Source organism: Actinokineospora spheciospongiae (assembly GCF_000564855.1).
GTDB classification, from domain to species: Bacteria; Actinomycetota; Actinomycetes; order Mycobacteriales; family Pseudonocardiaceae; genus Actinokineospora; species Actinokineospora spheciospongiae.
The window spans coordinates 1-13849 of sequence record NZ_AYXG01000258.1 but is presented as its reverse complement, the minus strand read 5'-3'; the positions used below and the strand labels follow the sequence as shown (position 1 = coordinate 13849).

Sequence of the window (13849 nt, the reverse complement as noted above, 5' to 3'; positions counted from 1 at the left end):
TCGCCACCCCCGGCCAAACACATCCACCCACCCGGGCAGTTGACTCGCCGGGCCGGCGGTTTTCGGGGTGGCTGATTGGGCCGCTGCGCCGATGGGGTTCGCGGTGGCTGGCGGTTGCGGGGTGGTCGGCAGGCCACGCGGCACATCCACCCACCCGGGCAGTTGCTCGCCGGGCCGGCGGTTGTGTGGGGTGCCGGCTTTGCGGACGGGGCCCGGCAAGCCCTTGAGGGCGACGCGCTCGCCTGAACCGCGTGCCGCAGCGGCGGAGTGCCGGTGGTGCGGTCAGTGGTCGCGGTCGACCACCGAGGTGGCCAGGGTGCGCAGGTGGGTGTGGGCGGTGGGGTCGAGGTCCAGGTCCTCCAGGTGCGACCAGGCCAGGTCGAGCCTGCGCGCCGCCTCGGCCTCGGTGGCTGCTCGGCCGCCCGCTTCCTCGACCAGTGCGCTCGCCCGTGCCACGTCCGCCTCCGACAGCGGGGTCGCGTAGAGCCGGGCCAGTTCGCGGGCGGCGGGGACGTCGGCGGCGAGTGCGGCCACGACCGGGGCGCTCTGCTTGTGCGCGCGCAGGTCCGCGCCCGCGGGTTTGCCGGTCACCGCGGGGTCGCCCCAGATGCCCAGGAGGTCGTCGGCCAGTTGGAAGGCGACGCCCAGGTGGGTGCCGAAGGCCTCGAAGCGGGGTTGCCAGTCCGGTCGGGTGACGCCGAGGCGGCAGGCGGCGCCGAGCAGTACACCCGTCTTGCCGACGATCATGTCGGTGCTCTCCGCCACCCCCACCCTGGCCAGCCGCTCGAACCGCAGGTCGTCCTCCTGGCCGCGGGCCAGCAGCCGCAGCGTCGTGGCCAGGTGCGCCACGTCGGCGACCGGGGCCGAGGTGGCCAGCGCCTCGAAGGCCAGCGCGATGAGCGCGTCCCCGGCCAGGATCGCCGCGGGCACCCCGAAGCGGGCCCACAGCGTCGGGCGGTGCCTGCGCTCGCGGTCGCCGTCCATGATGTCGTCGTGGACCAGGGAGGCGTTGTGCAGCAGTTCCACCGCCACCGCGGCGGGGACCACCCCGGCCGGGTCGGCGCCGGTCGCCGCGGCGCAGAGCAGGGTGAACACCGGTCTGATCAGTTTGCCGCCGACGGTCCCGGTGGGTGCGCCGTCCGCGGTGCACAGGCCCAGTTGGTAGCCGCAGGTGGTGCTCAGGTGCCCGCCCAACCGCGCCGTCCACCGGTGCAGCGCGGGGACGAGGAGGGTGTGCGCCGACAGCACCGCGGACGGCAATCCGACAGCGGTGGTCACGGTCGCCTCCCCACCAGTTCCGACTCCACGTAGGAGCCGACGGCGGCGTCCCGGTAGCGCCGGGTGCGCGCCGACCAGTCGAGGTTGCCGCGCATCCACGACCGCATCCCCGCCAGGCACCCGGCCACCTCCGGGCCGCCCACCTCCACGGCGGCCCGCTCGAACCGCAGGTAGTCCGCCACCCGCTCCACGACCCGCTCGGTGACCAGGTCCAGCGCCCCGGCCACGTCCAGGCCGTGGCCGTGCCGCACGACGGCCACCAGGTTGTGGCACTCGCCGAGCGAGGCCTCCTTGTCGTGGGAGTACAGGTCGTTCGTCCAGCACACCACGTCGCACGCCGCGCGCAGGGCCCGCTCGAAGCGCTCGTCGGCGTAGGCCGCCCCGGGGACCTCGCCGACCCCGACGACCTCCACCAGGTCCAGGCACACGTAGATCGCCCCGGTGTGCCGCCGCCGCTCCACATAGGTCTGTTCGTCCGGCACGACCCCGCGCGCCCGGTTGTCGGCCTCCCACCCGGCCGCCATCCCGCCCGCGATGACGTGGTCGACGAACCGCTGCCGCCACGCCGCGCCCGCGGGCTCCGCGGTGCGCCGCCACAGGTCGGCCAGCGCGCCGACCAGGGCGGGCGCGTCCGGTGGCGGCGGGGTTCCGCGCAGCACGTCGAACATCATCGCCAGCAGCTCGCCCGTGCGGCCGGGGTCGCGGCCGAGCAGGCCGTCGTCGAGCTGGTCGTCGAGCAGGAACAGCCAGGCGAACCAGTCCGCGATCAGGCACAGCCCGGTCTCGTCCGCGCTCGGGTGGGTCACCGCGGCGAACCACCCGAAGTCGGCGGCGGTGAACCGCTCGCGCGCCAGCGGCCGCAGCACGACGCCCTGCTCGGTGACCCACCGGTCCAGGTGGTCCCGCGCGGCGGCGACGTGCGGGTTGCACTCCGGGGGGATCGGCGCGAAGGCCGCCCACAGGCTGTCGGTGTTCATCGGCGGGTCACCCGGACGTGCACGCCGCCCTTGGGCTGCAACGTGATCAGCGGTGAGATCTCCACGTCGGGCAGCTCCGGTGGCACCTCGATCCGGTAGCGCTGCACCATCATCGCCAGGATGACGGTCAGCTCCGTGCGGGCGAAGTGCTTGCCGATGCAGTTGCGCGGCCCCGCCCCGAACGGCAGGTACGCCGACTTGGGCCGGGCGGCGACCGCCTCCGGTCGGAACCGCTCCGGGTCGAACGCCTCTGGGTCCGCCCAGAACTCCGGGTGCCGGTGCAGCGTGTAGACGTTGAGGTAGATGTCCGACCCGGCGGGGATGGTGAACCCGCCGATCTCGTCGTCGCCGATGGCCCGCCGCATCGTCTGCCACGACGGGCTGTAGAGCCGCAGCATCTCGTCGACGACCATCCTGGTGTAGCCCAGCTCGGCGAGGTCGTCGAACTCGGGGGCGCGCCCGCCGAGCACCCGGTCGACCTCCTCGTGCAGCCTCTCCTGCACGTCCGGGTGCTTGCCGACCAGGTAGGACAACCAGGACACGGAGTTCGACGTCGTCTCGTAGCCGCCGATGATCAGGTTGAGCACCTCCCGATGGAGCTGGGTGCGGGACATGTGCTCGTCGGTCTCGTCGTAGGTGGCCGCCATCAGCGCGGCGAGCAGGTCGTGGTGCTCCTCCCCGGTCGCGTCCCGCTCGGCGATCACCTCGTCGACGTAGCCGTCCATCTGCCGGATGATCTGCCGCAGCCGGTTGTGCTTGCGGGTGGGCCAGCTCAGCGGCGGCACCGGGAACCGGAAGTAGTCCCCGGCGATGGTGTTGGCCTCCAGGAACATCCCCTCGATGATGTCCCCCCGGTCGCCGACCCTGGCCCCGAACAGCGACCGGAACACGATGCGCATGGACAGTTGACCCAGTTCGGTGCTGACGTTGACGATGTCGCGGGGACCGTACTGACCGTCCCAGCGGTCGAGCATGACCGCCGACTCCTCGGTCATGTTCCGGACGAACCCGGCGATCTGCGGCCGGTGGAACGACGGCTGCATGAGCCGCCGCTGCCGCCGCCACGGTTCCCCGCCGACCACGCCGATCAGCCCGCCGCGCAGGATCGGGTCGACCGTGCGGAACAGGAAGGCGTCCTTGTCGTAGTTCTCGTGGTTGCGCACCAGCACGTGCTCGAAGTGCGCGGGGTGGTTCACCAGCGCCATCCGCATGCCCAGCATCCGAATCCAGGCGATGTCCCCGTGCTTGGCGATCACCTCGGACAGGAAGTCGACCTGCCTGCCCGCGCGCAGCGCCAGCACCCCGCGGACCTGCTCGCCGAACCCCAGGCTGGGCACCTGCCGCGCGCCCGCCACCGCACTCACCGTCATCGCGCCGCTCTCCTCCCGCTCGCGGAACCGTTGCCTGGCGCGGAAAGCGCCGAGCCGGTCCCCGACGCGAGCGACGGTACCGGCTGCCCCCGGCCTTGGTAATCCTCCGAATGCCCTCTGCCGCAACGGTTTCGAAGTGACAGTCGCGGTCGGAACGCACACCCTCGGGCAAACGTGCGTCCCGGCGGACAAGGGTTCGCGTGTTTCGCTCACCGGTGGACGAAACCCGGAATTCGCTGAGCCCAGCTCATCATCTGCCCCCGCCCACTTCACAGGATGGCCGCACCGAAACCACAGGAGAACCACAGGGTGCGGGAGCACCCTGGAGATCACACCACCCGAAGAGGAGGCCCGCGATGCTCAGCAGCACGATCGCCCGGACGGCAGGCAGCCGGGGCGAGCGCACCGTGAACGCGGACGCCGTGGCCTCCTTCCCCGACCCCCGCACCGGCCGGGTCCGCTACGCCCTCGCCGACGGCGTGGGGGACGACCCGGGCGCGGCCCGCGCCGCCCGGGTGGCCGCCGCCGCGGCGGTCCGCTCGGGCCTGGGCGCGGTCGAGGCCGTCCTCGCCGCCCAGGCCGAGGTGCGCGAGGCGGGTTCCGGCGACTGCGTGCTGGTCGTCGCGGTGCCGGACGCGGACGGCTACGACATCGCCTGGGTCGGCGACGCCCGCGCCTACGCCTGGACCGCCGGTGGCCTGCGCGCGCTCACCACCGACCACACCCTCGCCCAGTACTTCCGCGACCACGGCACCCCGGTCACGCCCCGGATGGAACACCTGGTGACCACCAGCGTCCGCACGGTCGAGCCGCACCGCGTCGGCACCGCCCGCGTCGGCGAACCCGCCTCCCTGCTGCTGACCAGCGACGGTGTCCACAAGGCCCTGGGCGACGCGGTGATGGCCCGGGTCCTGCGGTACTCGACCGACGCCGCCGCGGCGCTGGTCGAGGCGGCCACCGCCGCGGGCACCTCGGACAACGCCACCGCGCTGGTCGTGCACTGCGCCGGGCGCCCCACCACCACCCTGCCCGACCGCGCCCCCGACCTCAGCACCGCCGCGCTGCCGGTCGCCACCGTCCCGGTCGCCACAGTCCCCATGGCCGCCTGACCGCCGAGCCACCCGAGGTCTTCACCCTCCCGGAGAGCCACGTTCCCGGGAGGGTGAAGCGCTTGCGCGCCGGGAAGCGGAGCAACGCGGAGCCGCCGCCCGGCCGCGGGGGGTAGGGCCACCCCCACCCCGCACCCGGTGGTGCGCTCCATGTCCGCGCCGGTCGGATCGCCCTAACTTCTCCCCCACAGGCAATCACGAGGGGAACCATGGCGGTCACCGAAGCACGTCCGAAGACCTCACGCGCGCCGGTGCCGTGGTGGCGGCGCCCGTGGACGGCCCCGCTGGCGGCGTTGGTCCTGGTGTTCCTCGCCATGTCGCTGCCGCGGTACGCCACCCTCGACCCGGCGCTGTCGCGGGTGCCGCCGGTCGAGGGCTTCGCATTGCACTACCCGCTGCTGGTCGCGCACATCCTGTTCAGCACCGTCGCCATGGTGACCGGGTTCCTCCAGATCTGGCCGTGGTTCCGCCGCCGCTTCCGCACCGCGCACCGCCACCTGGGCCGGGCCTACGTGTTCGGCGGGGTGCTGCCCGCCGGGCTCACCGGGCTGGTGGTCGGCGCGGTGTCGCCGTTCGGGCCCGTGACCCGCGTCAGCAACGTCGTGCTGGCCCTGCTGTGGTTGGCCTTCACCGCCGTCGGCTTCCGCCGCATCCGGCAGCGCCGCCACGCCGAGCACCGGGTGTGGATGCTGCGCAGTGTGACCCTCACCATGTCGATCATCTTCAACCGGCTGGTCGGCGCGGTGGTGGGTGTCCTGCTCGGTCCGCGCGTGGACACCCTGTTCGGCGGCAGTGAGGCGGCCATGGTGCAGACCGTGGCGCTGCTGAGCGCCTGGCTGGGCTGGGTGGTGCCGCTGGCGGCGGTGGAGTGGTGGCTGCGGCGGGGTTCGCGCAGGGCACAATCGAACACGCGGCAAACGGGTCGCGCCTGAACCCGGGCCGGTCCATGATCGTGTCCCCGGTGGGAATCGGAAGGGCACCCATGGAAGCGGACATCACCCTGCGGGTGGACGGCGAGGACCGGAAGGTCACCGTCGACACCCGCACCACCCTGCTGGACGCGCTGCGCGACCGGCTCGGGGTCACGGCCCCCAAGAAGGGCTGCGACCACGGGCAGTGCGGGTCGTGCACGGTCCTGGTGGACGGCAGGCGGGTGGTGAGCTGCCTCTCGCTGGCGGTGGCCCGCGACGGCGCCGAGGTCACCACGGCCGCGGGCCTGGCCGACGCGGACGGGCCGCACCCGGTGCAGCGCGCGTTCGTCGCCAACGACGCCCTCCAGTGCGGTTTCTGCACCCCGGGGCAGGTCTGCTCCGCGGTCGGGGTGCTCGCCGAGGTCAAGGCGGGCTGGCCCAGCGCGGTCACCGAGGGCGACGCCGCCCCCGAGCTGACCGACGCCGAGGTCCGCGAGCGGATGAGCGGCAACCTGTGCCGCTGCGGCGCCTACCCCGGCATCGTGGCCGCCATCCGCGAGGTGGGCGCGTGAAGCCGTTCGCCTACCGCCGCGCGACCGACGCCCGGTCCGCCGTGGCCACCGTCGCCGCCGACCCGGACGCCGCCTTCCTCGCGGGCGGCACGAACCTGGTCGACCACCTCAAGCTGGGCGTTGCCTGCCCCTCGCTGCTGGTCGACGTCTCCGACCTCGCCGCCGACCTGGTCGAGCACCTGCCCGACGGCGGGCTGCGGATCGGCGCGGGCACCCGCAACAGCGACCTCGCCGCGCACCCGGTCGTCCGCGCGCACTACCCGCTGCTGTCGGAGGCGCTGCTGTCCGGCGCGTCCGGCCAACTGCGCAACGCGGCCACCACCGCGGGGAACCTGCTCCAGCGCACCCGCTGCGGCTACTTCCGCGACGCCACCGCGCCGTGCAACAAGCGCGAGCCCGGCTCGGGTTGCCCGGCCGTCGCGGGCCACAACCGCCACCACGCGATCCTGGGCGCCTCCCCGGACTGTGTGGCCACCCACCCGTCCGACCTGGCCGCCGCGATGGTCGCCCTCGACGCCACCGCCGTCGTCCTCGGCCCCGACGGCGAGCGCCGGGTGCCGATCGGCGGGCTGTACCGGCTGCCCGGCGACGACCCGACCCGCGACACCGTGCTCGCGCACGGCGAGCTGATCACCGCGGTCGAACTGCCCGCCCCGTTCGGCGGCCGGGCCCGCTACCGCAAGGTGCGCGACCGCGCGTCGTTCGCCTTCGCCCTGGTCTCGGTGGCCGCCGCGGTGCGGATGCACGACGGCGTCGTGGAGGACCTGCGGCTGGTGTTCGGCGGCCTGGCGCACCGCCCGTGGCGCGCGGCGCACGCCGAGGACGCGCTGCGCGGCTCCGCGCCCACCGAGGTCGCCCTGCGCGCCGCCGCGGACGCCGAACTGCTGGACGCGCGCACGCTGTCCGGCAACGGGTTCAAGGTCCCGCTGGCCCGCAACACCCTGGTCTCGGTGCTGCGCGAGCTGACCGACGGAGCCGCCGAACCGGAGGACGACGCGTGACCGACCAGCTCACCCCGAACGCCATCGGCCGCGACGTCGCCAGGGCCGACGGACCGCTCAAGGTCCTCGGCGCCGCGCCGTACGCCTACGACCAGCCGCTCACCGACCCGCTGTACCTGTGCACGGTGGACGCCACCGTGGTCCGCGGGCGGGTCGCGGGCGTCGACGCGAGCGCCGCGCTGGCCATGGACGGCGTGGAACTGGTGCTGACGCACGAGAACGCCCCCGAGCTGTCGACCGAGGACGGCGAGCTGCGCGTCCTGCAATCGCCGGAGGTCCACTTCCGCGGCCAGGTCGTCGCCGCCGTGGTCGCCACCACCACCGAGGTCGCCGCCGCCGCGGCCGGGGCCGTCGTGGTCACCTACGACACCGAGCCGTTCGCCGTCACCGCCGGGTCGGACCCGGCCGGGTTGCACGCGCCGGAGAAGGTCAACGCCGGGTACCCCACCGACACCGACGACGGCGACCTCGACGCCGCCGTGGCCGCGGCGGCGTTCACCGTCGACGAGGAGTACACGACCGCCCGCACCCACAACAACCCCCTGGAGCCGCACACCACCGTCGCCACCTGGACCGGCGGGGACCTGCACGTGTTCGAGGCCAGCCAGTCCGTCTTCGGCGCCCGCCGGGTGCTGGCGGGGGTCTTCGGCCTCGACCCCGAGCGGGTCCGCGTCACCTGCCCGTACGTCGGCGGCGGGTTCGGCTCGAAGGGCTCACCGCACGCGGGCGCCGTCGTCACCGTGATGGCCGCCAGGATGCTGCCCGGCCGGTCGGTGAAGTTCGCGCTGACCCGCAGGCAGATGTTCCGCCTGGTCGGCTACCGCCCGCGGATGACCCAGCGGGTCCGGTTGGCCGCCGCGCCCGACGGGACCCTGACCGGCGTCGGCGTGGACGTGGTGCAGGAGTCCGCGCGGATCAAGGAGTACGCGGAGCAGACGGCGGTGGCGGCGCGGATGATGTACGCCGCCCCGAACCGCCGCACCAGCCACCGGCTGGCCCTGCTGGACATCCCGGTGCCGACGTGGATGCGCGCACCCGGTGAGGCCCCGGGCATGTTCGCGCTGGAGACCGCGATCGACGAACTGGCGGCGCGGGTGGGCATCGACCCGATCGCGCTGCGGGTGCGCAACGAACCGGAGCGCGACCCGGCCACCGGCAAGCCGTTCTCCAGCCGCCACCTGGTCGACTGCCTGCACGAGGGCGCGGACCGCTTCGGCTGGTACGACCGGGACCCGCGCCCGCGCTCGCGCCGGGTGAACGGCTGGCTCGTCGGCTACGGCGTCGCCGCCTCCACCTACCCGGCCTACCGGATGCCCGCCAACTCCGCCGTGGTCCGCTACACCGCCGACGACCGCTACCGGGTGGAGATCGGCGCCTCCGACCTGGGCACCGGCGCCTGGACCGCCCTCGCCCAGATCGCCGCCGACGCCCTGGGCGTCCCCCAGGACTCGATCGACCTGGCCATCGGCGACACCCGGCTGCCGCGCGCCACCGTCGCGGGCGGCTCCTCCGGCACCGCCTCCTGGGGCACCGCGATCGTCGAGGCCGCCCGCGCCTTCCGCGACAAGTTCGGCCGGACCCCCGAACCCGACGACGAGGTCTTCGCCGACGCCCCGGAGAACACCGCCGCCAAGGACTTCGCCCTCCACGGCTACGGCGCGCAGTTCGCCGAGGTCCGGGTGCACGAGGACACCGGGGAGATCCGCGTCCCCCGGCTCTACGGCATGTTCGACGCGGGCCGGGTCATCAACCCGCGCACCGCCCGCTCCCAGTTGGTCGGCGGCATGACCATGGGCCTGTCGATGGCGCTGCACGAGGACAGCGTCATGGACACCGCCCTCGGCCACACCGCCAACCCCGACCTCGGCGAGTACCACATCGCGGCGAACGCCGACGTCCACGAGATCCGCGCGGACTGGCTCGGCATCCCCGACGAGCGGCTCAACCCGATGGGCAGCAAGGGGATCGGCGAGATCGGCATCACCGGCACCGCCGCCGCGATCGCGAACGCCGCCCACCACGCCACCGGCGTCCGGGTGCGCGAACTCCCGATCACCCTGGACAAGTTCCTCCGCTGAACCGCCCGGCCCCGCCCTGTGCCGTCCACCGCGGCGTGAACAGGGCGGGGCCGGTTCGCGGGCGCGGTCCGATCGGACGGGGCCGGTTGTTGTCAGCCGAGTGAGTGAATTTCGGACGTTTTGCTCATCAGGTGCGCTTTTCCTGCCGAAAACACACGGGGATGCGGAGAACGATCTTCGCCCGCGTGCAGGAGGAGAGCCGTGCAGACGACCGTCACCCGATCGTTGGACGACACCGGGTGGTGCCGCTCGCTGACCCCGGCCGACCCGGCTCGACCGGACGCCGGGGTGTACCGGATGGAGCTGGTCAGCGGCGTGCGGGTCTGGGTGGTCGCGGGCTACGACCGGGCCCGCGCCGCGCTCGCCGACCCCCGGCTGAGCAAGGACGTCACCGGCCTGACCCGGATCATGACCGGGCACCTCGCCGCGATCGGCGCCGACACCGAGCTCAGCGGCATGTACAGCCCGCACATGCTGTTCCAGGACGGCGTCGAGCACACCCGGCTGCGCGGCCTGGTCAGCACCGAGTTCACCCGCGCCAGGGTCGACGCCCTGCGGCCCAGGGTCGCCGGGATCGTCGCCGGGCTGCTGGACCCGCTGCCGGTCGACGAACCGGTCGACCTCGTCGACGCGCTGGCCTACCCGCTGCCGATCCGGGTCATCTGCGACCTGCTCGGCGTCCCGGACGCCGACCAGGACCGGCTGCGCGGCCTCACCGAGGCGCTGATGGACGACGACAACGCCCGCAACGTCCCCGCCTCGCGCGAGCTGCACGGCTACTTCACCGACCTGTTCGCCGCCCGCCGCGCGGAACCGGGCCCCGACCTGCTCTCCGCCCTCCTCGACCCGGCCAACGCCGACCGCCTCACCCCCGATGAGCTGATGGCCACGGTCTTCCTGCTGTTCGTGGCGGGCCACGAGACCTCCACCAACCTCATCGGCAACGCGATCCGCTGGCTGCTCGAGGACCCGGACCGCTGGCGCGCCCTCGGCGCGGACCCGGGCCTGGCTCCCCGCGCGCTGGAGGAGGTCCTGCGCTTCGACTCCCCGGTGCGCATGTCGACCCACCGCTTCACCGCCGAACCGGTCGAGTACGGGGGCATCACCATCCCCGCGGGCGAGATCGTCATGGTCTGGCTGCACGACAGCAGCCGCGACGGGTCCCGGTTCACCGACGCCGACCAGTTCGACCCCGACCGCCGCGACGCCGCCGCCCACCTCGGCTTCGGCCACGGCCCGCACTACTGCCTCGGCGCCCCGCTCGGCCGGATGGAGGCGCTGGCCGCCCTCACCCACCTCGCCCGCCACCACCCGCACGCCCGGCTCGCCGTCCCCGGGGGCGACCTGGTCCGCCAGCAGAGCGCGATCATGAACGGGTACCGCGCCCTCCCGGTCGTCCTCGGCCCCCGGGTGGGCTGATCCCCGCAACCCGGGTCCGCCGCTGCGGCTACGCTCGAAGCGTGTTCACCAAGGTGTGCGGCCTCCGCACCGAGGCCGATGTGGCGACCGCGGCGGAGGCGGGCGCGGACGCGGTCGGCTTCGTCTTCGCCGCCAGCCCCCGCCGGGTCGACGAACCCACCGCCCGCCGCCTGGTGGCGGCCACTCCGCCGTCGGTCCTCACGGTGGGGGTGTTCAAGGACATGCCCACCGGTGAGGTCGCGGCGCTGGCCCGCGCCTCTGGGGTCGGCGCTGTCCAGCTCCACGGCGACTACCCGCGGTCGGCTTTCGACGACTTGCTGGGGCAGGGCTTCCGCCTGGTCCGCGCCACCGCGCTGACCCCGGCGACCGAGGTCACCACGGGCGCGTACGGCGAGGACATGCTGCTCCTCGACTCCCCGGTGGCGGGCTCCGGCGAGCGCTGGGACCTGACCGCGCTGACCGGCCGTCCCCCCACCGGCCACTGGCTGCTGGCGGGCGGGCTGACCCCGGACAACGTGCGGGCCGCGGTCACCGAGGTCGCCCCCTGGGGCCTGGACGTCTCCAGCGGTGTGGAGTCGAGTCGTGGGGTGAAGGACCACGGCCGGATTCGCGCCTTCCTCGCCGCTGCCCGCACCACCTGAACCCGCCCGGGTTCGCGGCACCGGCTCCACCGAGTACCGACCGTTCCCCGGGCGAACTCAGGTGGATTCGCGTTGGCGGGACGGGTCTGCGCACTCGTGGGTGATGTGCAGTGCGGTGCGGCGGGCGAGGGCGGCCTCCGCGTGGTCACCCGCGCGGGCGAGGACTCGGGCCAGCGAGCGCCACGCGGTGGTCTCGGCGGTGGGGTCGCCCAGTTCCCGGTGCAGTTCGATGGCCGTGCGGTGGACCGCCGCGGCTTCGGTGAGGTGGCCCGCGGTCTCCAGAAGGTGCGCCAGGCGGGTGTTGGCGTGTGCTTCGGCGGGGCGGTTGCCGGATTCGGCGTGGTGGTGGGTCGCGGCGGCGGCGAGGTCCAGGGCTTCGGGGAGGGCGCCGTCGGTCGCCAGGGCTTCGGCCAGGGCCAGTGCGGCGGTTCCGGCGCCGTCCTGGTCGCCGAGGGTGCGCAGGGTTGCCAGGGCGGTGCGGTGGGCGGTCGCGGCGTCGGTGGGGCGGTGGTGGGCCAGGAGGGTGTGGCCGAGGTGGTGGCGGGCCAGGGCTTCGGCGCGGTGGTCGCCGAGGGTGTGGAAGTGGTGGAGGGCGCGGTGGTGGTGGGTGAGGGCCGTGGTGAGGTCGCCGGTGTCGGCGGACACCGCGGCCAGGCCCGCGAAGGCCGTTGCGGCTGCGTGGTGGTCGCCGTGGCGTTGGGCGAGGCGCAGGGCTGTCGTGTGTTCACCGGCCGCCGCCGAGTGGCGGTGGTGTGACCTGAGGGTGGTGCCGAAACCGTTGTGCGCGAACGCGTCGTCGGTCAGGTCCAGGGCGCGGCGGTGTGCTGATTCCGCCTCGTCGAGCCGGTGGGTGGTGGCCAGGGCGGTGCCCAGGGTGGTCAGCGCGGTCGCGGACCGGGTCAGCGGGGTCAGCGAACCGATGGCCTCGAGTGGGCGGTGCAGGCGCAGGAGTGCTTCCGCGGCACCGATTTCCGCCTCGGTGGTCGGTTCGCCGGACGAGCGCAGCCACCCCCTGGCCAGGTGGTGCGCGGTCAGGCCCTCCTCCGGCCGGCACGCCCCGGTCAACGCCGAACCCCAGCCCACCGCCGCTCGGCCCCGGTCGGCTCCGCGCAGCACGGGGACCGCCCGCGCGTAGGCCTCGGCCGCGCCGGTGAACCGCCACCACCGCGCGCGGACCGCGCCCAGCTCCGCGAGCGCCGCTCCGCCGGGGTTCCGGGCGCACCGCCGCACGGCCTCGTCGATCTCCGCCGCGATCCGGGCGGGCACGTCGGTCAGCGCGCACGGCGCACCCGCGGCGCTCCGCTTCCGCGACATCCACGTCATGGCGGCACCCCCGACCACCCCAGTATCGGCGGCACTCCCGCCCCGGGACAAGGGGTGACCCCGGCCCGCGGCACAAGCGGGCGCCCCACGGGAAACGATCTCCGTGGGGCGCCCGTCGAACCGGGGGAGCGGTCAGCAGTTGCTGGGTGCTGTCTTGCCCGCGAATCGGTCCTTGATCCACTTTCCGGCGTCGGCGTTGCCCGCGAAGATGCCGGTCAGGTGATCGGAGATGTAGGTGTTCCACTGCTCGGTGACCCCGGCGGCGCAGTAGGACTTGTGCAGCGCGTCGCCCTGGGGGGTGTTGACGATCTCGTCGGTGGAGGCGTGGTACTGCAACACCGGCACTCGCGGCGGGTTCTGCCCCAACTTGTTCTGCGCCAACCGTGCTTGCCACTTCGGGTCGGTCAGGGGGTTGGTGGTGGTGTAGCCGGCGATGGTCTTGAACGGGTAGTTGGCCAGCAACTCCACCACGCAGGCGTTCTGCTTGGCGTCGGCGAGGTCCTTGCGGCCGGTGTCGTTGAGGTAGGAGTCGAGCTGCAACTCCGGGTAGGCGTTGTCCAGGCCGACCGCGGCGAAGGCGAGGAACCCGAAGCCCAGGTACCCGTCGAGGCCCTTGGCGACCTCGGTCAGGTCGGCGGGGACACCGCCTGCGGCCACACCCACCAGGTTCAGGTCAGGGGCGTAAGAGGGTTGCTTCTCCGCCGCCCACAGCGCACCGCCGCCGCCTTGGGAGTAGCCCTGGAAGATGACCTTGGCCGTGGGCTTGAGGCCGGTCTGCGGCAGGCGCTGCGCGGCGCGCACCGAGTCGATGACCGCCGGGCCCATGGACTGGCCCACGATGTAGGTCGGCTTGTTCGCCGCGCCCGGGCGGTAGCCCTCGTAGTCGGTGATCGCCACGGCGTAGCCGGCGCTGATGGAGTCGTTGATGGCGGGCTGGTCATACAGGGTGCCGCGTTCGATGGCCTTGGACGGTGTGCACTTGAACGCCGGACCCTGCGTGCCCACCGAGTAGCCCACGATCGGCGCCTTGGTGGTGTCGGCGAACTTCGGCGTGAGGATCGTGCCGGTGACCGCATTCCGTTCGCCCAGGGCGTTCGTCGACAGGTACATGACCTGCCAGGCGTTGGCGTTCAGCGCGTTCAGCGGGGCGACGGTGGGGCGCCAGCGGAT

The 13849-nt window shown here is 73.7% G+C and carries 12 protein-coding genes; 7 read left to right on the top strand and 5 right to left on the bottom strand.

Annotation, left to right across the window (positions count from 1 at the left end; genetic code table 11):
• Positions 1–282: 282 nt before the first annotated feature.
• Genes UO65_RS32515 through UO65_RS32505 form a run of 3 tightly spaced genes read right to left on the bottom strand, consistent with a single transcriptional unit; the run spans position 283 to position 3625 of the window.
• A complete protein-coding gene (locus tag UO65_RS32515) occupies positions 283–1278 on the bottom strand; it encodes a polyprenyl synthetase family protein (RefSeq protein ID WP_052022111.1) in 996 nt (331 codons plus the stop codon).
• Entirely contained in the window at positions 1275–2255 is a 981-nt protein-coding gene (locus UO65_RS37120) for a terpene synthase family protein (protein ID WP_052022110.1), read from the bottom strand. Before UO65_RS37120 ends, UO65_RS32515 begins: the two co-directional genes overlap by 4 nt.
• Positions 2252–3625: a cytochrome P450 gene (locus tag UO65_RS32505; RefSeq protein ID WP_052022109.1), complete on the bottom strand. Its 1374-nt coding sequence runs from the start codon at positions 3623–3625 to the stop codon at positions 2252–2254. Before UO65_RS32505 ends, UO65_RS37120 begins: the two co-directional genes overlap by 4 nt.
• 356 nt (positions 3626–3981) lie before the next feature.
• Between UO65_RS32505 and UO65_RS32500 the strand changes: the two genes are divergently transcribed.
• The 7 genes from UO65_RS32500 to UO65_RS32470 all read left to right on the top strand — a co-directional run bounded on the left by UO65_RS32500 (position 3982) and on the right by UO65_RS32470 (position 11356).
• Complete coding sequence (locus UO65_RS32500) at positions 3982–4734, top strand: PP2C family protein-serine/threonine phosphatase (RefSeq protein WP_052022108.1); 753 nt, start codon at positions 3982–3984, stop codon at positions 4732–4734.
• Positions 4735–4943: 209 nt separating this feature from the next.
• The gene (locus UO65_RS32495; protein ID WP_035290700.1) at positions 4944–5666 is read left to right on the top strand and encodes a DUF2306 domain-containing protein; all 723 of its coding nucleotides are present in this window, start codon (positions 4944–4946) and stop codon (positions 5664–5666) included.
• A 50-nt stretch (positions 5667–5716) separates the two neighbouring features.
• The gene (locus UO65_RS32490) at positions 5717–6217 is read left to right on the top strand and encodes a (2Fe-2S)-binding protein (protein ID WP_035290698.1); all 501 of its coding nucleotides are present in this window, start codon (positions 5717–5719) and stop codon (positions 6215–6217) included.
• Complete coding sequence (locus UO65_RS32485; RefSeq protein WP_035290696.1) at positions 6214–7218, top strand: FAD binding domain-containing protein; 1005 nt, start codon at positions 6214–6216, stop codon at positions 7216–7218. The genes UO65_RS32490 and UO65_RS32485 overlap by 4 nt, the downstream gene beginning before the upstream one ends.
• On the top strand, positions 7215–9296 hold the full coding sequence (locus tag UO65_RS32480; RefSeq protein ID WP_035290695.1) for a xanthine dehydrogenase family protein molybdopterin-binding subunit: 2082 nt from the start codon (positions 7215–7217) through the stop codon (positions 9294–9296). The genes UO65_RS32485 and UO65_RS32480 overlap by 4 nt, the downstream gene beginning before the upstream one ends.
• 201 nt (positions 9297–9497) lie before the next feature.
• Complete coding sequence (locus UO65_RS32475) at positions 9498–10715, top strand: cytochrome P450 family protein (RefSeq protein WP_052022107.1); 1218 nt, start codon at positions 9498–9500, stop codon at positions 10713–10715.
• A gap of 41 nt (positions 10716–10756) precedes the next feature.
• On the top strand, positions 10757–11356 hold the full coding sequence (locus tag UO65_RS32470) for a phosphoribosylanthranilate isomerase (protein WP_035290692.1): 600 nt from the start codon (positions 10757–10759) through the stop codon (positions 11354–11356).
• Positions 11357–11413: 57 nt separating this feature from the next.
• Here the strand turns inward: UO65_RS32470 and UO65_RS32465 are convergent, their stop codons facing one another.
• Together UO65_RS32465 and UO65_RS32460 are read right to left on the bottom strand one after the other, a co-directional pair.
• Complete coding sequence (locus UO65_RS32465; RefSeq protein ID WP_161784551.1) at positions 11414–12679, bottom strand: tetratricopeptide repeat protein; 1266 nt, start codon at positions 12677–12679, stop codon at positions 11414–11416.
• Between the two features lie 132 nt (positions 12680–12811).
• On the bottom strand, positions 12812–13849 hold a 1038-nt coding region (locus UO65_RS32460), incomplete at its 5' end, for a lipase family protein (protein ID WP_035290689.1).